Here is a 22,399-nt window from a genome sequence, read left to right on the forward strand (position 1 = left end):
CAAGCACGTCAGAAACGGAATGCTGTCACCCGTCGAGTTCGAGAAGCAGCAGAAAATCTAACCCGAGGGTGTCTACGAAACTCGGGGCTATTCAAAGTGCGTGAAATTAAGGCTGAGACGACGACCGCATCCCAAGCCGGATTAAGGCGACGCTACCCGGTCTGGTGTTCTGCAGCTTCAGGCACAGCCAAGCCGTCCATCATCTGGATAAAGATGCCCTTGTCGCTCCAGAGTTTCCAGCGGTTATACAGCGTTTTCGCCGGGCCATATTTCTTCGGCGCATCGCACCACCGAAGCCCGTTGCGATTGACGAAAATGATGCCGCCCAGCACGCGCCGATCATCAACACGCTGGCGGCCATGGCTCTTGCGGAAATAGGGCTGAAGACGAGCCATTTGCTCGTCAGTCAACCAGAACAAATTGCTCATCAGTCAGGCTCCTGTCCGCCGCTCTGAATCATAGCCGTCAATTCAAATCAATGGGGCCTGACACTAGAAAGCCTTTGCGTCGGCTGCCCATTGGGCCGGGAAAGCTTCATTCCGAACCACAGGATTGCATTCCGAGATCTCAAATCTCGCGAGCTTCAGCACGTCGAATGGATCTTCGGCGATCATGGCTTCAATCGTCGCGATCGTCTCGGCAAACGCCAGAATGAAGCCGGCCTTTCCGCCTTCCAATGGCCCTGCAAACAGGATCGTCCCGGCTTTGGTGTAACGGGCGAGCCAGCCCTTGTGCGTATCGAGATGCGATTGGATGTCTTCCATCGGACGGATGTAAGTGAGTTTGATGGCGTACAGCATGATGCTTGTTCCTTGGTTCGTTCAGGCAGCGGCGAGTGCGGCGGCGATGGCGGCTTTGGCAGAGGCAATGCCCTTCTGACGGATTTCTTCGCCGCGGGATGCGCCTTCAGCGCGAACGAAGCGAACGTCTTGAATGCCCAGGAAGCCGAGGAAGGCCTTCAGGTAGCTTTCCTGAAAATCCAACTGGGCCAAAGGACCTTCGAGGTAGAAGCCGCCCCGGGCAGACGCGATGATCACACGCTTGCCACCTGCAAGACCGATCGGCCCGGTCTCGGTGTATTTGAAGGTCTTGCCGGGCTGAGCGATCCGGTCCAGCCAGGCCTTCAGTTGGGTCGGGACAGAGAAGTTATACATCGGCGCACCGATGATGATCACGTCACTGGCAAGGAACTGCGCGACCAGACGATCCGAAATCTCCTTTTCGTGGAGCGCCGCAGCATCGAATTCTGCGGTAAGATTGGGACGGAAGCCGGCGGCCACTGCTCCGTCCATATGTCCGACGGGATATTCGACGAGATCGAGATAGTCGATTTCGACGTTTGCGTTACCGGAGCGGATTTCGCCGATGATCGTCGCGGTGAGATCTCGTGTGATGGAGCTGGCTCCCAGAATGCTGGAGTCGATGTGAAGGATCTTCATGTCTTTCTCGCTATCGTTGACGTATGTGTTCTCAGTTCCGCGGCTCATTGTCCTGCCTCCCGAGCAGCCTGATCGATCAGATCGGCAACCGCATCAGGATGGGAGACGAGGGACATGTGGCTGGCGAATAGGGATGTGACGCTCGCGCCGATCTGGTGGGCGATGGCTAGCTGAACCTGAGGTCCAAGCGCGTTATCGTTCTCTGTCTGCAGGTACCAGCTCGGTTTATCATGCCAAGCGGCATGGCTGATTTTGCCGGCGAAGGTCGCTGCTGCGATGGGCTGCTGGAGCGCCGCCAGTTCAGCCGCTTTGTCCTCTGAGACATCAGCCGCCATGACGTGGCGATAGGCCTTCGCGTCATCCAGCCAGATCAGCCCGTCCGTGTCCGGAGTGAGCCCTGCCATCGGCGCGTTCAGGCGGTTCAGAAGATCGCTGACAGACTCGCCACTATCCGGCACCAGGGCCGACAGGTAGACGAGGCCTTTTACGTTTGCGGCGTTGCCAGCCTCGGTGATGACAGCGCCCGCCCAGGAATGGCCCACAAGCAACACATCGCCGGTCTGGCGGCGTAATACTCGATTGGTCGCAGCGACATCATCGGCGAGCGAGGTCAGCGGGTTCTGTACGGCGGCAACATGATATCCACGCGCCTGAAGCCGGCTGATGACGGGAGCCCAACTGGATCCATCGGCAAAGGCGCCGTGGACGAGCACGATCGTGCCGATGGCGTGACGTGCCGGTGCGGTCTTGGCTTCGCTCGTCGATAGCGAAAATGCCAGGCCAAGCGAGGCGAGGAGACGGCCGGTGAAACCCGACGACGTCATCGTAATTGCTGCTATCCGCGGAAAGCCGGTGGTCTTATGCTTTGATGTTTTCATTTCTGAGGGCCTTGATGCATTGTTGAGGCAAATATACCGCTCCGCTGCCAGGCGCTTCAGATGGCAAATTGGACATCCTTCATGCAAAACTCGCCAACCGACATCTCAACTCGTAGGTTGAATATTGCTGTGATCGCCGTGGAGGGGAGCCTGCTGTCCGCCATCGCAGGACTTGCAGATCTGTTCTGGATCACCAACCAGGCACTGCGGGCGCCGCCGTCGGGATCTGCCGAGGGCTTGCCCAATCACACCCAGATATTCTTTAGCACGACGATCGTCAGCGCTGACGGGAAGTCGCCTCGTGCCGCTCAAGGGCGCAGTATCCCCGTAGACTGTTCGTTCGACGAACTCGGTCCATGCGATATCGCGCTTGTCACCGGCATGGCATTGGGGCCCGATCATCTTCCGCCCGTATCCAATTCGATCGAGAAGGCGGCGGAATGGCTTCGGACCAGACATAAGCAGGGCACCGTCGTTGGTGGAGCCTGCGCAGGAACATTCATCGTCGGCGAAGCCGGACTTCTTGATGGTCGACGCTGCACGACCACTTGGTGGCTGCATCACGCGTTCAAGCGGCGTTTCCCGAAGGCCCGGCCGGTTTGGGGAACGGCAGTCGAGGAGCAGGACCGCGTGATCACCACGGGCGGGCCGCTATCGTGGATCGACCTGGCGCTGCACGTTATCAAGCTTACTGCCGGCCCGGAGATCGCCAAGCTTGCCGCTGATGTATCGGTCGCTGATACGTTGCCGATGCCGCAGATGATCTATGCGCCGCGCGGTTACGTCAATGCAGCCGCCCCTTTGCTGCTGCAGGCGGAAGAGATCATACGTCATGCAAGTCCGGGAATGACGGCAGAAGCACTTGCCGGCGCACTGAACCTCAGCGAACGGACACTGCACCGTCGGCTGAAGGAACTTACCAACGAGTCGCCAAAGGGCTTCATGACGCGAGTCAGGATCGAGATGGCCTGCGTTCTCCTCGAAACGCCAGGAGCGAGCGTGAAACAAGTGGCACAGCAGTGTGGTTATGGCGATGACACGGCCTTCCGGCGCGCCTTTATCCAGTTGACCGGCATGACGCCGGCGGACTATCGGCGCTGGGCGGTGGGGCGACGTTTGCGAACAGAGCAACGCGAGTTTGAATAGAGGGCGAAGGCTTCAAAGCTGAAAGCGCCCTGACAACTTCAAGTCAGGGCGGCGCACTTTCTCAGTGGCGACCTCGCATTCGAACGCATCTGCGAGTGTGTGTTTGATCGCATGCAGGGAATACGATGTTCATGACCGAATTGAAAGCGTGAAGCCGCCATCGCATGGCCCGGCATCTCGCACCGGGACGCTGTTCGCCCAACCTACTTTTGCCTTGAAAGGATGTAAACCGCTGACCACCAAATGTCGTTGCTACCGCGCAATGTCCGGTACGTTTTTTCGAAGACCACGCAGGAGCCAGTCACGAAAGACGATGACGCTAGGATTGTGGGATTTGCGTTCCGGATAGACGAGATGATAGGAGTCGTCCGACTGCACCGGCTCGCCGAATGGCATATGCAACTGTCCGCGCTGAAGTTCCTCGCGGATATAGGAGGTCGGAACCACCGTAAGGCCAAGCCCGTGGAGCACGTCAGGCTTGATAAAGGCTAGGCGGCGTTACTGACAGACGACGCCTTGATGAGCTCCTCGATAAATCCGCGTCCGGCCGGACCGGGCAGAGAGTCCGCCCTGTAGACCACGGACATCGTAATCATGGCTGCTGTCGTCATGTCAGCAATCTCCAACGGGACCAGCAAACCACGATCAAGGTCTTCCCGCACGACGTCCACCGGCATGCCACCCCAGCCGAGACCAGCTTTCAGGAGCGCGTGTTTCGCCCCGAGATCGTAAAGCCGCCAGGTCTTAGGCGCAAAGACCCGGAAATCCTTTTCGGCCGTAAGCTTCGAGCGGTCTGACAGAACAAGCTGCACATGTTGCGCGAGCACTTTGGTCGTGATTGGACCGCGAATATGAGCGAGAGGATGGCTGGGGGCCGCCACCATCTGATATCCGACTTGCAGCAAGTATTCGCTGCTCAGATCCGGGTGCGCTCCTCCTATGGGGCCGCGAATGCCGAAGGCGCATGTTCCGTCCAGCACAAGTTCGAGAACCGCTCCTAATCCCTCGACGGAAATACGCAACGTCGTATCGGGAAATCGCATCTGGAAGCCTGTGATAGCCTGTGTCAGCACACGGGTCGGAAAGAGCACATTGACCACAAGGCTAAGCTCAGGTTCGAGGCCTTTTGCCAATCCATGCGCACGCGCTTTGAAGTGATCTATGGCTCCCGTAACAGTCCGCGCCTGTTCAAGCAGCGCACGGCCTTGCTCGGTCAGCACGGGATATCGGCCACTTCTGTCGAACAGAGGAACACCGATGAGAGCTTCCAGATTTGCGACCGTCTGGCTCACCGCCGACTGTGCCCTGCGAAGGCGACGCGCTGCTGCAGAAAAGCTTCCGTTGTCCGCCGCAGCGACGAATGTTCGCAACTGATCAAGTGAGAAGCCATCAAGCATGTATCGGAAATCCAGATGGATAATATCGCTATATAGTGGATTGTCCGATGTCAGGCAATTCGGGATAACCACCTCGGAACTTAAGAGGTGCTCCCGTGGTGCGCGTTTCAGAAATCCTTCATGCCCGCCATCACAGCAGTGGTGGCATTTTCTCCGTAAACACCATCGATCTCGAGCAGTTTAATGGACTCTCCTCACCACTCGCGCTGCTCGATAATTTCCGCGTATCCGGCCAGCCTTTCGGGCCGCATCCTCATGCCGGTTTCTCGGCGATCACCTACGTGTTCGAGGACTCGCCTGTTGCGTTGCGCAGCCGTGACTCGCTCGGCAATGACCTTGAGATAGGTCCCGGGGGGATCGTCTGGCTTCAGGCCGGACGTGGTGCTCTGCACCAGGAAGTCCCTTCGGTCCGTGGTGGTGAACTGCATGGCGCACAGATTTACGTCAATCTTAGCATGCGCAACAAGCTGACCGATCCGCAGACGATGTATATGCTGCCTGGCCAGGTTCCAGAATGGCGCAGCGAGACAGGCGACCGCGTCCGTGTACTGGTGGGCGCTTATGGCAATGTCATTTCGCCCGTCAAGCCTGTGGAACCTTACACGATCCTCGAAGCATTCGTATCCCACGGTATCGACCTGCCGCTGGCTGTCGGCGACAACACAGTTGTCTATGTACTCGACGGCCAGCTCGAAGTGAGCCTTGATGATCACATTCATCGATTGTCGAGCGAGACCGCGCTCGCATTCTCAGGAACCGGTGAGGTTAAACTCGCTGCCTTCAATGGCGTTGCCCACGCCCTTCTTCTCGCCGGACCCGCACTGAACGAACCGGTTGTGGCCGATGGACCGTTCATCATGAACGATACCGCCGGGATCCGGAGCGCCTTCCATCGCTTTCAATCGGGCCAGATGGGCACCCTCGACGCCGTCTGACAGGCGCTTATCGATGCGGCGTCCTGTGGCAATGCCTTCAAAAACGTCCCAAAATGGAGAATTTACATATGACATCCAAGAGGATTACGATTATCGGCGGCACCGGATATGCCGGGTCGGCGATCGCACGCGAAGCGGCCAAGCGTGGCCATCTGGTGACATCGGTCAGCCGGTCGGTTCCGGCCGAACCGATCCCTGGCGTTACCTATGTGGCCTCAAGCGTTGAGGATGCCGGTGGTTTGCTTGCAGGCATCGATGTCATTGTCGGCGCCTTTTCTCCACGTGGGGCCAACAGAGGTGCTCTCGCCGGTGTCTACGCAAACCTTGCGCGCAAAGCTGCGGAGACGGGCGCCCGCCTTGTTCTGGTCGGCGGTTTCTCTTGCCTGAGGCGGACACCCGGTGGACCGCGGATGCTGGAAGGGGAAAGCTTTCCACCGGAGGTTCCGGCCGAGGTTGTTGCCGAAGCGCAGGAAAATCTGGATGTCTTGAACAATCTGCTCGCGGACACCACTGGTGTCGACTGGCTGTTTGTTTCCCCTGCAATGGAATTCTCGGCCTGGCAACCGGGCGAGGATCTCGGCCATTATCGTGTTGGCGATGAAGTAGCGCTGTTCGACGAGAACGGCAAATCGGCAATCAGCGGGATCGATTATGCCCGTGCGGTTCTCGACGAGATCGAACATCCGACCCGTCAAAGGGCGCAGATCGGCGTCGCATATTAATGACATGTCCAACTCGGTGGCGCTGCTGCTCCACCCAGTTGTCTTCGTGTTGTCGTATGTGAACCGCCTTCCCCTCCGAGCACATCGAGTGGAATGATCTGTGATTGAAGGAAGAGGAAGCGGACCCCGCCATCGGGAGGGTGCGCTCGTCCTGAACCACGTACACGACTTGCGCTAGGTCGTTCTGTGCTCCTAGCATAGCCGGATGAGATATCCCGCGCCGCGACCTATATCTCCCGGCCATCCCCTTTGAACGGTAACGGTCATGACTTGGATGACCGTCCTACCCAGCCTTTCCATTGCTTTGACAAATGCGAGGTCAACGGGTGTGCCTGTCTGTCTGGGGTAGATCGCGCGATCATTCATTAGCCCAGCTTCACATCTCTTTAACTTAAGTAAATTTCCGCGGCTACGACCCTCCACTAAGGTCCCTCACCGGGAGGAGTTTGATATGACAGAGAAATCGCGCGGCCGCGTGCCGTCATCACGGGATCGTTCGGCATGGCCTGCAAGGTGGGCACATCATGCTTGACGCTGATCTGCCGCTCCTTTCCGTCCGCAACCTGCAGAAAAGCTTCGGCGCCACACGGGTACTGCGCGGGGTGAACTTTACCGTCCGTGCCGGTCAGATTCACGCGCTGCTTGGTGGCAACGGCGCCGGCAAGAGCACGATGATCCGCATCATGACAGGCGGCATCCGCAAGGATGACGGCGAGATAATGCTTGGATCACAGCGCGGGGCAGAGCCGAAGATCGCCATCGTGCATCAGGAACTGGCCCTTGTGCAGGATCTTTCGGTGGCGGAAAACATCGCCATGGTTCACGCCACCGCCGGCCTGACGATCGTCCGGGCCGGACAGCGTGCAGAGCTTGCCTACAACGCCCTCGCCCTGCTTGACCCGCATCTGGCACGGAGCGCGCTCCACCGCAAGGCGGCAGACCTATCCATGCATGAAGGGCAGATCGTCGAGATTGCCCGGGCATTGTCCATTGGCGCCGACGTGTTGCTGCTCGATGAGCCGACAGCCAATCTGACCGCCGGTGAGACGGAGCGTCTGTTTGCCGTGCTGCGGCGGCTGGTTCGTGAGGCCGGGATCGGCATCGTCTTCGTCTCGCACCGAATGAAGGAAATCCGCCAGCTCTGCGATGTCTGCACGATCATCCGCGATGGACTGACGGTTGTAGATGCGACACCACTCGATAGCCTTACCGATAATGACATCATGCAGCAAATGGGTCAGCCAGGCGCGCGCGAGGTGGCGCATTCACGGCGGCGCTTCGATATGGCAGAGGCAGGCCTCGTCCTGAAGGGAGCGGAGGCCGTGATCCCCATTCACAAGGGGCAGATCCTCGGCCTGGCCGGCTCGCCAGCTGGCCCCAGCCAGGTGATTGCGCTGCTCAACGGCACCGGCCGCTCCAGTTCCTGGAGCCTGGATGCGAAGGGCTGGCCGGCCCGGCCGGCCTCGCCGCGTGATGCCGTGGCACTTGGAATAGGCTACGTGTCAGGCGATCGCCGCCACAAGGGCGTGCTCGCCCAACTGCCGATCGTCGATAATATGCTTGCCTCGCGACGGGTTCGCGAAAAGCGCTACATGGTTCGCGCGTCAGAACGACGGGAATGCCTCGATCTGGTGCATGCGCTGAAGCTGAAGGCAGGCTCGATCCGCGATCTTCCCTCGACACTCTCCGGCGGCAATCAGCAGAAGCTGCTGATTGCTCGCTGGCTCGGCATGTCGCTGCGTCTGGTGGTGTTCGAGGAGCCGACCCGCGGCGTCGATATCGGCACCAAACGGGACATTTACGACCTGATCCGCCGCATGGCGGAGGAAGGCACCATCGTCGTCTGGTGGTCGACGGAGAATGTCGAGCTTCTCGAACTTTGCGACGAGATCCTCGCCTTCGATACGGATGGCCGGGTCAAGGGCCTTCTGCCGCATGACCGGTTCAACGAAGACGCGCTCGCAGATCTGACGGGAATGGCGGCATGAATACTAAAGCACAGCCCATGACTTCGAACGACAGCCTGCCTCCGGCGCCACGCGCACCGTCCATCCTTTCGGCCTATCGTTCGGAAATGGCAATTGCCATTGCCTGCATCGCGCTTCTGGTCAGCGTCGGCATCTTCGTGCCGGCGGCGCTGTCAGCCGGCAACTTCGCCAATATCCTGCAGGCCTCGGCTCCCTTGGTGATCATGTCGCTCGGCGTGCTGGTGGTGATCATCACCGGCGGGATCGATCTCTCCGTCGGCTCCATCTTCTCGCTGACGGGAATGGTTACCGCGCTTGCCATGGCCAACGGGTTAGGCGACGTGAGCGCCAGTCTGGCGGGGCTCGGCGTCGGCCTTGTATTCGGATCGATCAACGGTGCCCTCATCACGCTGGTAGGGCTTGCGCCCTTCGTCGTGACGCTGATCACTTATGCGGTCGCAGCATCGCTTGCCTTCATCGTCACCAACGGTCGCTCGCTCGGCGTCGATTCCCCGGATTACTGGCTCTTTAACAGTGGTCAGATAATTCCGAGTCTGCCGAACTTCGTTCTCTTCTGCCTGCTCTTCACCGTGGCGCTCGAATTCGTGCTGCGCAAGGTCACCGCCGGCCGCTGGTTCTATTCCGTTGGCAGCTCGCCGATGGCGGCCTATCTGCTCGGCATTCCGGTCAAGCGCACGCGTTTTGCGGCCTATTTAATCTCCGGCACCATGGCGTCCTTCGCGGGGCTGCTGACGGTCAGCTACATTCTTAATGCGGAGGCGACGGCAGGAGCGTCCCTCATGCTGCAGGCCATCGCTGCCGTCGTCATCGGCGGAGCAAGCCTTTCAGGTGGATCGGGCTCCGCCGTCGGCGCCGTGCTCGGCGCCCTGATGATCACCATCATCCAGAACGGGGTGAATCTCATCGGTATCAACAGTTTCTGGCAGGGCTCCGTCACCGGCCTTGCAATCCTGGTGGCGGTCCTGATCGACAGGTTCAGTCATCGATAATGCGCTCAAGGAGGAGGAGTAAGATGAAAAAACTGATAAAGGCACTCGCCGTTGCTGCAGCCGTACTGGTTGCACAGGGCGCGCATGCACAGGACAAGAAGTTTACCGTCGCATATATCGCGCCGTCGCTCGATATCGACTACTGGCAGTGGGTGGCGCACGGCGTTCAGCAGAAGGCCAAGGATCTCGGCATGAACTATGTCGAATACACCTCGGAGAATTCGCCCGCCAAGCAGATGGACAATGCCCGCGTTGCCGTCACGCGCGGCGTCAGTGCGGTGGTGATCGGCCCGGTCAGCTCGACCTCCACACCGCCCCTGCTCGCATACCTCGCACAGCAGAAGGTTCCGGTTGCCTTTGCAGGCATCGGCCCGCAGCCGGGGCAGACGAACTATACCTCGTCCGTCACCGCCAACAATTACGAGACGGGTCTGGCCCAGGGCAAATATACGTGCGAACTGGCGAAGGAACGCGGCGGCAAAGAAGTCGGCATGCTGTCCCTGCCGCAGGACCGCGAGAACGCCCAGAAATACCTGAAGGGTGCCAAGGAAGCCTTCCAGGCGAATGGTTGCGAACTGGTCCAGATGCTGGAGACCAAGGGGCTGACCATCAATGAAGCCGTGACACAGGCCAACGACCTTCTGACGGCGCATCCGAACGTCAAGGCTATCTACGGCATGTATGATCAGGCCGGCAGTGGCGCGGCCAAGGCGCTTGCGACCCGCGGTCTGACCGGCAAGGTCGGCGTCACCGTCGCGGACGGCAGCCCGACGACCATCCAGCTGCTGAAGGACGGTGCCATCCAGGGCATATTTTTCCAGGAGGCCGTCGGGCAGGGTATCGATGCGACGGAACAGGTCTACAAGGCCCTGAAGGGGGAAAAGACGACGCAGAACATGGCGCTCGTTATGCCGCTGGTGAAGGCTGCCGACATCAGTTCCGATGCGGCGAAGAAGGTCATTGCCCGCGTCTTCCCGCAGTGATCGTCCAGAGCATCGTGCCGGTTCCTGTTTTCGGCAGGATGCTGTCGCCGGAGGCGGTTCTGATCGCCTCCGGCCTTGTCCACTCAATCGCCCTCTTGATCCGATCGGTTTGCCTCGATGAACGACATCCCCCTGATCGATCCCCACCACCATCTGTGGGACATTACCAATAACTACTATCCCTGGCTGAACGACGGACCCAAACCGTCCGCCTTCGGGGATTATTCCGCGATCATCTCCGACTATCTGATCGAGGACTTTCTGGCCGACGCGAAGAACCAGAACCTGGTGAAATCCGTCCACCTCGATGTCGGATACGATCCGAAGGATCCCGTGGGCGAAACCCGCTGGCTGCAATCGATCGCAGACCGCTGCGGCTTTCCGCACGGCATCGTCGGCTATGCCGATTTACAAAAGCCGGATGTGGCGGACCTGCTGGACGGCCACCTGCAATATGCAAACTTTCGCGGCATCCGCCAATCGATGAACTATCACCCGGATCCAGCGAAGACCTATCTGGACCGTCCAGAGGTCAGCCGCACACCGGAATGGCGGCGCGGGTTCCGGGAACTCGCAAGACGCAACCTCTCCTACGACCTGCAGCTCTATTACTGGCAGATGGAGGAGTTTTACGACCTGGCGAGGAATTTTCACGACACCCAGATCATCCTCAACCACACTGGCATGCAGGTGGATGGGCCGAAGCATTTCGACGGCTGGCGCAAGGCCATGCGCAAGCTGGCCGAAGCCGACAACGTCGCCTGCAAGATCTCCGGGCTCGGCATGGGCGATTTCACCTGGACGACCGAAACAATCCGCCCCTATGTCGAGGCGGCGATCGAGATCTTCGGCGTCGATCGCTGCATGTTCGCCTCGAACTTCCCCGTCGACAAGCTCTTCTCGTCCTATGATGCGATCTTCGATGCGTTCAAGAGCATTACCGCCGCCTATCCGAAGTCTGACAGGATGAAGCTGTTTCACGACAATGCCGAGAAGTTTTACCTGCTTTGACCGACTGCAGCGAAAATGAATGTCTCACGAGCGTGACGGCCGTGCGCGACTGCGTGCCACGGCCAATGGCGGGCGCGACCGTCGCTGACGATGGATCGATGCACGCCGATCCGCTACCATGGAGCCCATGCGCGATCTCAATCTCAAAGCCACGGAATATTTCGAAGCTGTCGCACGGCTCGGCAGCGTGACCAAGGCTGCGGAGGAACTGGGCATTTCCCCGTCCGCCGTCAGCCAGCAATTATCTATCCTGGAGGCGCAGCTGGGCGTCAAGCTGTTCCGGCGCGAGAAACGCCGCCTGGTCCTGACGCTGGACGGCGACCGCCTGTTCCAGACGACGACACAGGCTTTCGGTGCCATCCGCAATGCCCGCTCCGCCATTTCCTTCCAGCGCGACCGGCGCAATTTCGTCATCCGTGTCAGTCCAAGCTTTGGCGTGCGCTGGCTTGGGCCGCGGGTCGGGGCCTTTGCGGCGGAAAACGAGGACTGGAACATCCGCATCGATGCCACGCCGGATTTCTCCGCCTTCGAGACGGAAAACGTAGATGTGGACCTGCGCTACGGCATGGGCACGTGGACGGGCGTTGCCGTCACCCCGCTGATGCACGATCTCGTTCTTCCGCTCTGCAGTCCCGCCTATCTTGAGCGGTTGCGGGCGATCGATCCGGATCCGGCGCGCCAGCTTGCCGGAGCAAGGTTGATCGACAGCGTCAAGACGCTCTATCGCTGGGATCTGTGGTTGGCCTTCAACAAGATCCACATTCCGAAAATCAACTATCCCTTGCGCTTCGACCGCTCCTCCATGTCGATCGAAATGGCAAAGCAGGGTGGCGGCATCGCACTCGACAGCGTGACGCTTTGCCTTGGCGAACTGCAGCGCGGTGAACTGGTGCCCTTTTCCACCGATTTCGATGTCATCGATTTTCCGGCCTACTGGTTCGTCTGCCCGTCCCGCCACCTCAACCGCCGGATCGTGCAGCGTTTTTCCCAATGGCTGACGCTGTCTTGCAAGAACCATGACGACGTGGCGCGCGCCCATCTGAAGGGGCTGGGCTGTCGCTTCCGACCCGGTTCGCCGACCGATCTGATCGACGTCAAGCCCTGGGGTCTCTGACCGTGACCTTGATGATTGATTAAGACTGGCTTCAAAGGTCTTTCTCTTTTCTTAAAATCATTCCGCCCTCGGCAATGCTATCTCCAGCTGCATGAATTGCCGGGAGGAGACTATGAATTTGGCAAGCCGCTCCGTGGCGCGCTCCAACGTATCGTTGGAACTGCGGGCATGGAATATCCGCCGCAAGGCCCTCCTGATGGGCCAGGTACAGGGCCAGGGTTACATCGGCCAGGCACTCGGGATCGCCGACGTTCTCGCCGCATCCTATTTCCACGCCCTCGAATACCGTCCGGAAGATCCGGAATGGGAAGGCCGCGATCGTTTTCTTCTGTCGATCGGCCATTACGCCATCGCGCTCTACGCCGTTCTCATGGAAGCCGGCATCCTGCCGGAGGACGAGCTTGAGACCTATGGCATGGACGACAGCCGCATGCCGATGTCCGGCATGGCCTCCTATACGCCCGGCATGGAAATCACTGGCGGTTCGCTCGGCCACGGGCTTGGCATAGCCGTTGGCATGGCCATGGGCCTGAAGCGGAAGAACAACAAGGCTGTCGTCTACAACCTGATGTCGGATGGAGAGCTTGGTGAAGGTTCGACCTGGGAAGCGGCTATGTCCGGCGCCCATCACAAGCTCGACAACCTGATCTGCCTCGTGGATTTCAACGACCAGCAGGCCGACGGCAAATCCACCGAAATGCTCTGCTCCGAACCGCTTCCCGAGAAATGGGAAGCCTTCGGCTGGCACGCCCAGCGCGTCAACGGCAACGATCTGGCAGCCGTGGTCCATGCTTTCGACAAGGCCCGTGCCGTCAAGGACGCGAAGCCCCGGGTCATCATCTTCGATACCACCATGTGCAAGGGCGTGCCCTTCCTCGAAAGGCGCGAAATCACCCATTTCGTCCGCGTCGAAGCGGATGAATGGGACAAGGCGCTCGCCGTTCTGGAAGAAGGAAAACCCGCATGACCCTCGCATCCATGGCCCGCAAATACGAAGTCCGCAAGCTTCCCGAAGGCGAACGCCAGGCCACTTCGGCGATGATCGCTTCGCTTGCGGCGGAGGGATATGACACCATTGCCGCGCCCTTTGGCCATGCTCTGGTCGAAGCCGCGCGAAAGGATGAGCGCATCCTTGGCCTCACCGCCGATCTCGGCAAATACACAGACATGCACATCTTCTCGCAAGCGATGCCGGATCGTTTCTATCAGATGGGCATGGCCGAACAGGTTCTGATGTCAGCAGCGGCCGGCCTTGCCCGCGAAGGTTTTCTGCCCTTTGCCACCACCTATGCCGTGTTTGCCTCGCGCCGGGCCTATGATTTCATTGCCATGGCGATTGCTGAGGAAAACCTGCCGGTCAAGATCGTCTGCGCGCTACCGGGCCTGACGACCGGATACGGACCAAGCCACCAGGCGACCGAGGATCTGGCGATCTTCCGCGGCCTGCCGAACATGACGCTGATCGATCCCTGCGACGCCGACGACATCGTCGGCATGGTGCCGCAGATGATCGCCCATGAAGGTCCGGTCTATGCGCGTCTTCTGCGCGGCAGGGTTCCCTCGGTGCTCAGGAAACACAAGCCGGATTATCGCTTCCAGCTCGGCAAGGCACAGATGATCCGCGAGGGGAAGGATGTCCTCGTTATTTCCACTGGCCTGATGACCATGCGCGCGCTTGATGCCGCGGTGCAGCTCGCCGCGGACAAGATCGATGTCGCGGTGCTGCATTGCCCGACGATCAAGCCCCTCGATCTGGAAACCATTGCTGCGGAGGCGGCAAAGGGCGGGCGACTGGTGGTCACAGCGGAGAACCACACCGTGATGGGCGGACTGGGTGAGGCAGTCGCCGCCGGGCTTCTGTCACGCGGCATCGCACCGCGCTTCCGGATGATCGGCCTTCCGGACCAGTTCCTGGAGGCCGGCGCACTGCCGACGCTGCACGAGATGTACGGCATTTCGGTGGGCAAGGTCGCGGAACAGATCAAGGGCTGGCTCTGAGGAGCCTGCCCACGTCTTCAAACAGCAGACAGGGAGGAGAAAGGCTCATGAGCCTTCTGAAGGGTAAATTTGCCGTTGTAACGGGCGCCGCATCGGCACGCGGCCTCGGAAAGGCCACCGCAAGACTGTTCGCGGACCATGGCGCGACAGTTGCCATCCTCGATCTCGATGCGGCGGCCGCCAAGACTGCTGCAGCCGATCTCGGGGCTCAGCACGTCGGTCTGGCCTGCAATGTCACCGACAAGGCGGCCTGCGATGCGGCCGTTGCCGAATTGCTGACGCTGTGGGGCCGTATCGACGTTCTCGTCAACAATGCCGGCATCACCCAGCCACTGAAGATCATGGATATCGGCCCGTCGAACTACGACGCCGTGCTCGATGTCAATCTGCGCGGCACGCTCTACATGAGCCAGGCCGTCATTCCGGGCATGCGCGAGCACAGGTCGGGCTCCATCGTCAATCTCAGCTCGGTCTCTGCGCAACGCGGCGGCGGTATTTTCGGCGGACCGCACTATTCGGCGGCAAAGGCCGGCGTTCTCGGCCTGACCAAGGCCATGGCCCGTGAACTGGCTCCCGCCAACATTCGCGTCAACGCCATCTGCCCCGGTTTTATCGCGACCGATATCACCGCCGGCAAGCTGACGCCGGAGATGCTCGACAAGATCGTTGAAGGCATTCCGATGGGCCGGGCTGGCGAAGCCTCTGACGTGGCGGGCTGCGCCCTGTTCCTGGCCTCCGATCTGGCCGCCTACTGCACAGGCACGGAGGTCGATGTGAACGGCGGCTCGCTGATCCACTGACCGCGGTGGCTCAAGGCAGTCGCGGCCTCGGCTGAGGCATCAACCGGCTTCGCGGAGCCGGCCATGCCCTACCGCGTGGCCAGCGACGGAGACCAGACTTTTTGATCGTAACGCAGGTGTTCGACGGCGGGAGACGAGGCCGTCGAATGGTGAACTGCATGCTTTGGTCTGCCTGATACGGCGGGCCACACGGATCCATGGGAGAGGACATATGAAAGACATCGCATTCGCCATGAAGCGCCGCACGCTGATGACCGGCGCGCTGACCTTGCCGCTGCTGACGGTGCTGAAGCACCCTGCCTCGGCGGCCGAATTCACCCTTAAATACGCGACTGGCCAGGATCCGACGCATCCCGTCAACATCCGCGCCAAGGGAGCCTTCGACCGCATCCGCGAGGCGACATCCGGCAAGGTCGAGATCAAGCTTTATCCGGCCAACCAACTCGGTTCCGACACCGATCTTCTCGCGCAGGTCCGCAACGGTTCGGTCGACTTCTTCAACCTGTCCTCGCTGGTTCTGGCCACCTTCGTGCCGCTGTCCGGCATCACCAGCCTCGGCTTTGCCTTCAAGAATTATGACCAGGTCTGGCAGGCGATGGATGGCGAGCTTGGTGCGCATATCCGTGAGATGATCGGCAAGACCCCGATCTTTGCCATGTCGAAGATATGGGACAACGGCTTTCGTCAGATCACCTCGTCCACGAAGGAGATCAAGACACCCGACGACCTGAAGGGCTTCAAACTGCGCGTTCCGCCGGCGCCTGCCCTGACATCCCTGTTCAAGGCACTGGACGCGGCACCGTCGCCGATCAACTTCAACGAACTGTACTCGGCTCTCCAGACCAAGGTCGTCGAAGGCCAGGAAAATCCGCTGGCCATCATTTCCACGGCCCGCCTCTACGAGGTTCAGAAAAGCGTCAGCCTGACCAACCATGTCTGGGACGGATACTGGGTTCTGGGCAACAAGAATTCCTTCGCCCGTCTTCCGAAGGACCTGCAGGACATCGTCGCGCGCGAACTGGATCGTTCGGCGCTCGACCAGCGCGCCGACATTGCCCGCCTCAGCGAAAGCCTGAAGGCGGATCTGAAGGGCAAGGGCATCAACCTTATCGAGGTCCAGCAGGACGATTTCCGCAAGGTGCTCGCCTCGACCAGCTTCTATGCCGACTGGAAGCAGAAATACGGTGAGGATGCCTGGAAGAGTCTGGAGAAGGTCTCCGGCCCGCTCGGCAGATAGAGGATTGCCGTCCCGCCGCGCCTCGCGTGCCGGGGGCACGGAAGGAGGACGGGCCCCAGATGATACCCGGTTGCCGCGATGGGGAGCGCTGCAGCCGAAAACATTCACCGGGACGGGTTCATTCCGCCGGTGAGACGCCGATCGGCATGTCAATGCGGGATGCGCACCGGCGTGCCCACGAGACACGAAGCCGCCGTGTAGCCCGCATCGCGATGCGCGTCACCACGGGCACGACAGGCAGGCATTTGCGAGACGAAGGGAGGAAATTGGCCATGACAGCCCAACATTATCATGAAACGGACATCCAGCCTGTCGCACCGGCCGGGATCGCCGCGCTGGCGGCCGGCGCTGAAAGGATCATCGGCCTGATGGTCGAAATTCCTGCGGCCCTGCTGCTTCTTGCCGAGGTGGTGGTGCTGATGATGGGCGTAATCTGGCGCTATGCGCTGCATCAACCGCTCATCTGGTCCGACGAGCTCGCCGGCATCCTGTTTCTCTGGCTGGCCATGCTGGGCTCGGTCGTTGCGCTCCGACGTGGCGAACACATGCGCATGACCGCCATTGTCGGCGCCCTGCAGCCGCAGTGGCGCTCGCTTCTCGATCTTGTCGCGATCGCTGCAGCCTTTGCCTTCCTGTTGCTGACGGTTACGCCGGCCTATCATTTTGCCGCCGAGGAAGTCTGGGTCACGACGCCGGCGCTTGAAATTCCCAATGCCTGGCGTGCTGCTGCACTGCCCGTCGGCATCTTCTTCATGCTGCTGATTGCAACACTGCGCCTTCTGCAGAAGGGAAACTGGGGTCAGGTCATCCTGGCGCTGGCGGGTGTCGCCATCGTGGTCGCAGCCGTCACACTGATCGGGCCGGTGCTGAGCGGGCTCGGCAACTGGAACCTGCTGCTCTTCTTCGTGCTTGGCGTCGGCGCCATGGTATTTCTCGGCGTTCCGATTGCCTTCTCGTTCGGGCTGGCCACGTTCGGTTACATCGCCTCCACCACCACGACGCCGACCATGGTCGTCATCGGCCGCATGGATGAGGGCATGAGCCATATCATCCTACTCGCGGTGCCGCTGTTCGTTCTGCTCGGCCTGCTCATCGAAATGACCGGCATGGCCCGCGCCATGGTCGGCTTTCTCGCCAACCTTCTCGGCCATGTGAAGGGCGGGCTTTCTTATGTTCTGATCGGTGCGATGTATCTGGTCTCCGGCATCTCGGGCTCCAAGGCCGCAGACATGGCCGCGGTAGCGCCGGCGCTGTTTCCGGAAATGCAGAAGCGGGGCGCCAAGCCGGGAGATCTGGTCGCGCTGCTGTCGGCCACCGGCGCCCAGACAGAAACCATTCCCCCCTCCATCGTTCTGATCACCATCGGTTCCGTCACGGGCGTCTCGATCGCTGCACTCTTCACCGGCGGCCTGTTGCCTGCGGTGATCCTGGGGCTCACGCTGGCGGCCGTTGTCTGGTGGCGTTATCGCCACGAGGACCTGTCCAGCATCCGCCGCGCCAGCTGGAAGGAGATCGCCGCAAGCTTCATCATCGCGCTTCCGGCAATCGCGCTGCCGTTCCTGATCCGGGCCGCCGTGATCGAAGGTGTGGCAACCGCAACGGAAGTCTCGACGATTGGCATTGCCTATACCGTGCTGGCCGGTCTGCTGATCTACCGCCGGTTCGAGTGGAAGCGGATCTATCCGATGCTGGTCGATGCCTCCGCTCTGTCGGGCGCGATCCTGCTGATCATCGGTGCCGCCACCGCGATGGCCTGGGCTCTGACGCAATCCGGCTTCTCCACTGAACTGGCGGAGGTCATGCGTGACATGCCGGGCGGCGCCATGACCTTCCTTGCGGTCTCCATCGTCGCCTTCATCATTCTCGGCTCCGTTCTCGAAGGCATACCGGCGATCGTGCTGTTTGGCCCGCTTCTCTTCCCGATTGCCCGCGATGTCGGCGTGCATGAGGTCCACTATTCCATCGTGGTGATCCTCGCCATGGGCATGGGTCTGTTCGCCCCGCCCTTCGGCGTCGGCTATTACGCCGCCTGCGCAATCAGCCGCATCACGCCGGACGAGGGCATGAAGCCGATCGTCGGCTACATGATCGCACTGCTGGTCGGCCTGATCATCGTCGCCGCCATTCCGTGGATCTCGATCGGATTCCTCTGAGGTTTTGCAGCTCGGAGGCCAAGCCGGGCTGCACTTTTCCTGAGGCTATGGGTAGCGTCGCCTTAATCTAGCTTGGGATGCGGTAGTCGTCTCAGCCTTAATTTCACGCACCAATCGACGAAGCGATTTCCCGCCATGTGCCGATGGCATGGGAGCGAAGCTGGCGATGATGTGCGGCGGTGACGTATTGTCGGCGAAGTAGGAAAATATTGGCGATCTGGCCATGGGTTGAGACGAAACGCTGGCATTACCGGACCGACTTGAAGCGCATCATGCGCCGCTCCCGTCGTCGCACGGGAAGATGTGAATTCTCGGCGCGGTTGTTGATACCCTTATGTGACCAATGCTCGACGCACGGAGTATTGCGCCGCCTTAGGATGATATCCACCTCGTTTCGTCGCTTCCAGGCATTGTTGCCTCCGGACCGGAGCGTTTCCCTGACGCTGCCCGCAGACAAGAGGCCTCCGCCGCCTTTCACCAAGAAAAATTCGAGCTTTATCAGGAACTGCAAAATGTGCAGTAACGTATCGGGACCTTCATAGCCAAGTGCCTTCACGACCCGTCCGGACCGGTGAACAATATCTACCCAACCTTACCCCCCGATATTGGAAGTGCCGCTCTCATAGGGAGAACGATTCAGAAGTTTTTGCGTGGCCTGGAAAGCTAAACCGTCTAATGGATTACGATCCCGACTTCCGTCTCGACATTCATAAATTCAAGCACTTAACCTGTAGTCAGCTGACTACACAAGATCGAGTCCCGGGAAGTGGTGTAGCTGGATTTCATAGCTATCGGTGACTTCCGGTAGGGTCGGGTTGCTTATGACCAACCTGAGGGACACCGCCGATGACCGACGACATGATGAACCTACACTCCCTCGTTGAGAAAAGTGCTGATGCCGATTTACTGCGTGTGGCATGCTGCCGGTTTTTCGGACGCCGAGTTAGGCTAATCCCACCTTGTTTTCAAATTCCATAGGGCTGAGGTAGCCCAGCGTCGAATGGCGACGCTTTGGATTGTAGAAGCGCTCAATGTAGTCGAACACGTCCGCCTTTGCATCGTCCCTGGTCCTGTAGACCTTGCGAGCTGTCCTTTCCGTTTTGAGTGATGAGAAGCAGCTTTCCATCGCGGCATTGTCCCAGACATTGCCGGATCGGCTCATCGAGCACGTGATGCCGTGATCGGCCATGAGACGCTGGAACTGCTCGCTTGTGTATTGGGCAGATTCAACCGGTCGCCACAACACCCCCAACTTGGAGGTGTTTATGGTGACGGGAAGACGGAAGTCGGAGCGATCAACGCAGCGCAAATTGTCCTCGCCAGGTCATCCATCGCCGAGGACCATGGCGCAACTTCGAAGCCGTGGAGTTCGCCACGCTGGAATGGGTCGACTGGTTTAACCAGCGACGCCTTCTGGAGCCTATCGGCAACATACCGCCAGCCGAAGCAGAAGAACGATATTATGCCATGCTGGACGCGCCAGCCATGGCCGCATAACTTAAACCAAACGGTCTCCGGCAAAGCCGGGACGGTTCAGCCTGACACGATTCGCCTCCCCTTCCCTTCCTGTCCATTTATCTTGGTCGCACGAAGACCAGTGGAGCGGAAAACAACGAAATTGCCTGTCTTAGCGGCCAGCGCCATTGAGGCGCTGAACGCGCTAGCTTGAAGTAGCGCGGATCGACAAAGGTGCAATCTTCCGGGCCATCGATAGATGGGGCAATGTTTCCAAGCGGCGCTGGATCCGAAGTTGATCAACGACATAGTCAAGCAGCGCGCCAAGCTGGCTGGTCTCGATCACACCGAATTTTTGCCCCATACGCTGCGCTCTGGCTATCTGACAGAAGCGGCCAATCGTGGCGTCCCTCTGCCGAAAGCCATGGAGCAGTCATGGCATCGTTCCGTACAGCAAGCCTCAGAATGTTACATCAGCGCGACGCGGCGGAGCGGCAAAGCCGCAAGGCTCGTTGGCTAGCCGACCTGAACCCCATCGAAATGGCGTTCTCAAAGCTCAGGCGATCTTACGAAAGCGAGCCGCCAGAAGCTTTGATACTATTTGCCCAAGCGCTCGGCGACATCAACGCTCTCTCTTCTCGGTTACCGAATGCCGGAACTTTTTCAAAGCCGCAGGATCTGAGGCAAAATAGATGCCACACCCTTTAGACAGGCCAGCACTATCGCATCCCACCTCAACTCCTCTAACAATCTGTTTTTATGAAATAAATCCCCAAAAAAAACGGCTGACAAGGTTCCTCGTCGGGACCATGGGGACGATTATCGGCGAGCGCATCAACCTGGCTTCTAGCAAGCGAGCTTCTCCGTCGATCCAGCGGCTCTCAGGAGCGCCATCAGCATCGGTCCGAGAGTGAATTCTCCATCTTGCGCACGTCTTGTCAGGTCCCGAAGGTAGCCACCGGCCGAGTTGATCATGTTTGATCTCTCGAGAATGCACGCCATCGCCACCGCGGCACTCTCCGGCCCCATAGCGTCGCAAGCATCCTCGTAGGCCGATGGGCTAACGCCCAGCATCGATCGAACAACTATTGCCGCCGCCTGCAGATCACGCCAATGGTCAATCTTGCCGCCCGGTCCATAGTCGATCATCTGCGGGCAGGCACGCAGCACCATGGTCAGGGGAAACACCTTCATTGGATCAGTATGACGAGCTGGAGTCGCACTTCGCCCCAATTGTGGAGCCAACCTCGACTTTTCGTCCTCCTCTTTTTCAGAGGCAGGTTCAGATTCACTTATGGATTCGGTATTTGAATTCTGTATGTGGCATCCGTTTCGGCTATCATTGCTAGCCATTTTCCTGGCATCTAGTAGGATTTCCAAACGGTTGACGATCTCTTCCCGCAAGAGGGACATCTCATCGAGCGCTGCTTCGACCTCGGCGCGACGCGCATTGCGTGGGAGCCGCGCCAAGATGTCGACATAGAGAGCCTCAATGGCTCCCCAGTCGCCACTGGCATTCTCTTCGAGAGCGGCCGAAATCAGCTTGCGCACGTCACGTCGGCAGATCGTTAGGGCTTCCTTTGCGCGCTTAAATCGCATGCGTTCTGCTGCTACTTCCTGGGAAATCGCGGCTATCTCAGTTGCACGTGCTGCAAGCGGAGCAAGATCGAAACCAAAAGCCTGCTCGATTTCTCCATCGAGATTGCGATGGGCGTAGCGTTTCCCATTAGGGCTGTCGCGTCTCTGTATCAGGCCGGCGTTCACGAGTGCCGACAGCTGCCGCCGCAACGTCGTGCCAGTGATGCCATGAGCGCGCAGAGAAAGCTGCGCGTTAGAGGGAAAGACGACTAACGTTTGTTCAGGGTCCAGTTCACCGTCGGGATGGAAGGAAAGAAGGGCGTCCAGGACAGCAAGGGCTCTATCCTGGAGTCCAAAACGCACACGAGCTTCGCTGATGTCACGAAACACCTTCCATTTATCAACTCGACGCGTTGATTTAGACGCCCCGACGTCAAGCTGACCTTTCACCAAAGCAAGCGTCATTGATCGCCGCCCAAAGGGCGTCGTCACATGTCCCGTCTGCATTTCTCTCTCACCTTTCTTTAGGCAAAAGAACTCCGCTCACCAAATCGGTGCCAAAGACTCTTGACTGTG

Annotated in this window: 18 protein-coding genes and 5 pseudogenes; 15 read left to right on the forward strand and 8 right to left on the reverse strand. The window is 59.5% G+C overall.

All coding sequences use genetic code 11. The features are described 5' to 3' along the window. Nucleotides 1-158: 158 nt before the first annotated feature. The 4 genes and pseudogenes from F3H95_RS25020 to F3H95_RS25035 all read right to left on the reverse strand — a co-directional run. Nucleotides 159-428, reverse strand: a pseudogene (locus tag F3H95_RS25020) (transposase); the annotation flags it as partial. Nucleotides 429-491: 63 nt separating this feature from the next. After that, the gene (locus tag F3H95_RS25025; protein WP_149747956.1) at nucleotides 492-800 is read right to left on the reverse strand and encodes a YciI family protein; all 309 of its coding nucleotides are present in this window, start codon (nucleotides 798-800) and stop codon (nucleotides 492-494) included. Nucleotides 801-821: 21 nt separating this feature from the next. Then, on the reverse strand, nucleotides 822-1,439 hold the full coding sequence (locus F3H95_RS25030) for an FMN-dependent NADH-azoreductase (RefSeq protein WP_149747957.1): 618 nt from the start codon (nucleotides 1,437-1,439) through the stop codon (nucleotides 822-824). Nucleotides 1,440-1,483: 44 nt separating this feature from the next. After that, complete coding sequence (locus F3H95_RS25035) at nucleotides 1,484-2,317, reverse strand: alpha/beta hydrolase (protein ID WP_210248589.1); 834 nt, start codon at nucleotides 2,315-2,317, stop codon at nucleotides 1,484-1,486. 60 nt (nucleotides 2,318-2,377) lie between these two features. Here F3H95_RS25035 and F3H95_RS25040 point away from each other — a divergent pair, with 60 nt between their 5' ends. Continuing rightward, entirely contained in the window at nucleotides 2,378-3,463 is a 1,086-nt protein-coding gene (locus F3H95_RS25040; protein WP_210248590.1) for a helix-turn-helix domain-containing protein, read from the forward strand. A 488-nt stretch (nucleotides 3,464-3,951) separates the two neighbouring features. Here F3H95_RS25040 and F3H95_RS25050 read toward each other — a convergent pair whose 3' ends face one another. Further along, a complete protein-coding gene (locus F3H95_RS25050; protein ID WP_149747958.1) occupies nucleotides 3,952-4,860 on the reverse strand; it encodes a LysR family transcriptional regulator in 909 nt (302 codons plus the stop codon). A gap of 95 nt (nucleotides 4,861-4,955) precedes the next feature. On the opposite strand from F3H95_RS25050, the gene F3H95_RS25055 reads away from it, so the two are divergent. The 12 genes from F3H95_RS25055 to F3H95_RS25110 all read left to right on the forward strand — a co-directional run bounded on the left by F3H95_RS25055 (nucleotide 4,956) and on the right by F3H95_RS25110 (nucleotide 18,790). Next, the gene (locus F3H95_RS25055; RefSeq protein WP_149747959.1) at nucleotides 4,956-5,795 is read left to right on the forward strand and encodes a pirin family protein; all 840 of its coding nucleotides are present in this window, start codon (nucleotides 4,956-4,958) and stop codon (nucleotides 5,793-5,795) included. Nucleotides 5,796-5,863: 68 nt separating this feature from the next. Then, complete coding sequence (locus F3H95_RS25060) at nucleotides 5,864-6,517, forward strand: NAD(P)H-binding protein (protein ID WP_149747960.1); 654 nt, start codon at nucleotides 5,864-5,866, stop codon at nucleotides 6,515-6,517. A gap of 524 nt (nucleotides 6,518-7,041) precedes the next feature. Next, nucleotides 7,042-8,505, forward strand: coding sequence for a sugar ABC transporter ATP-binding protein (locus tag F3H95_RS25065; RefSeq protein WP_149747961.1), 1,464 nt, complete (start codon nucleotides 7,042-7,044; stop codon nucleotides 8,503-8,505). Nucleotides 8,506-8,522: 17 nt separating this feature from the next. Next, a complete protein-coding gene (locus F3H95_RS25070; protein WP_149747998.1) occupies nucleotides 8,523-9,494 on the forward strand; it encodes an ABC transporter permease in 972 nt (323 codons plus the stop codon). Between the two features lie 23 nt (nucleotides 9,495-9,517). After that, a complete protein-coding gene (locus F3H95_RS25075; protein ID WP_149747962.1) occupies nucleotides 9,518-10,477 on the forward strand; it encodes a substrate-binding domain-containing protein in 960 nt (319 codons plus the stop codon). Nucleotides 10,478-10,594: 117 nt separating this feature from the next. Next, nucleotides 10,595-11,488, forward strand: a complete 894-nt coding sequence (locus F3H95_RS25080; protein WP_149747963.1) for an amidohydrolase — start codon at nucleotides 10,595-10,597, stop codon at nucleotides 11,486-11,488. Between the two features lie 127 nt (nucleotides 11,489-11,615). Beyond that, nucleotides 11,616-12,602, forward strand: coding sequence for a LysR family transcriptional regulator (locus tag F3H95_RS25085; protein ID WP_149747964.1), 987 nt, complete (start codon nucleotides 11,616-11,618; stop codon nucleotides 12,600-12,602). A gap of 112 nt (nucleotides 12,603-12,714) precedes the next feature. Continuing rightward, a complete protein-coding gene (locus F3H95_RS25090; RefSeq protein WP_143126533.1) occupies nucleotides 12,715-13,569 on the forward strand; it encodes a transketolase in 855 nt (284 codons plus the stop codon). Nucleotides 13,570-13,580: 11 nt separating this feature from the next. Continuing rightward, a complete protein-coding gene (locus F3H95_RS25095; RefSeq protein WP_244618137.1) occupies nucleotides 13,581-14,600 on the forward strand; it encodes a transketolase C-terminal domain-containing protein in 1,020 nt (339 codons plus the stop codon). Nucleotides 14,601-14,647: 47 nt separating this feature from the next. Further along, nucleotides 14,648-15,400 (forward strand): glucose 1-dehydrogenase, encoded by a 753-nt coding sequence (locus tag F3H95_RS25100; RefSeq protein WP_143126531.1) that lies wholly within the window; start codon nucleotides 14,648-14,650, stop codon nucleotides 15,398-15,400. 211 nt (nucleotides 15,401-15,611) lie between these two features. Next, on the forward strand, nucleotides 15,612-16,637 hold the full coding sequence (locus tag F3H95_RS25105) for a TRAP transporter substrate-binding protein (RefSeq protein WP_149747966.1): 1,026 nt from the start codon (nucleotides 15,612-15,614) through the stop codon (nucleotides 16,635-16,637). A gap of 272 nt (nucleotides 16,638-16,909) precedes the next feature. Further along, a complete protein-coding gene (locus tag F3H95_RS25110; RefSeq protein ID WP_143126529.1) occupies nucleotides 16,910-18,790 on the forward strand; it encodes a TRAP transporter large permease subunit in 1,881 nt (626 codons plus the stop codon). Nucleotides 18,791-18,893: 103 nt separating this feature from the next. On the opposite strand, the pseudogene F3H95_RS25115 reads toward F3H95_RS25110, so the two are convergent. Then, nucleotides 18,894-19,142, reverse strand: a pseudogene (locus F3H95_RS25115) (DDE-type integrase/transposase/recombinase); the annotation flags it as partial. Between the two features lie 591 nt (nucleotides 19,143-19,733). Further along, a pseudogene (locus F3H95_RS25120) lies at nucleotides 19,734-20,012 on the reverse strand (IS3 family transposase); the annotation flags it as partial. Nucleotides 20,013-20,110: 98 nt separating this feature from the next. Between F3H95_RS25120 and F3H95_RS25125 the strand changes: the two are divergent. Further along, a pseudogene (locus tag F3H95_RS25125) lies at nucleotides 20,111-20,287 on the forward strand (IS3 family transposase); the annotation flags it as partial. Nucleotides 20,288-20,344: 57 nt separating this feature from the next. Then, nucleotides 20,345-20,765: pseudogene (locus F3H95_RS25130) on the forward strand (tyrosine-type recombinase/integrase); the annotation flags it as partial. Between the two features lie 326 nt (nucleotides 20,766-21,091). Here the strand turns inward: F3H95_RS25130 and repC are convergent. Further along, nucleotides 21,092-22,330: a plasmid replication protein RepC gene (repC, locus tag F3H95_RS25140; RefSeq protein ID WP_149747967.1), complete on the reverse strand. Its 1,239-nt coding sequence runs from the start codon at nucleotides 22,328-22,330 to the stop codon at nucleotides 21,092-21,094. Nucleotides 22,331-22,399: the final 69 nt, after the last annotated feature.

Source organism: Rhizobium sp. RU35A, from assembly GCF_900156005.1.
In the GTDB taxonomy this organism is placed as follows: Bacteria; Pseudomonadota; Alphaproteobacteria; order Rhizobiales; family Rhizobiaceae; genus Neorhizobium; species Neorhizobium straminoryzae.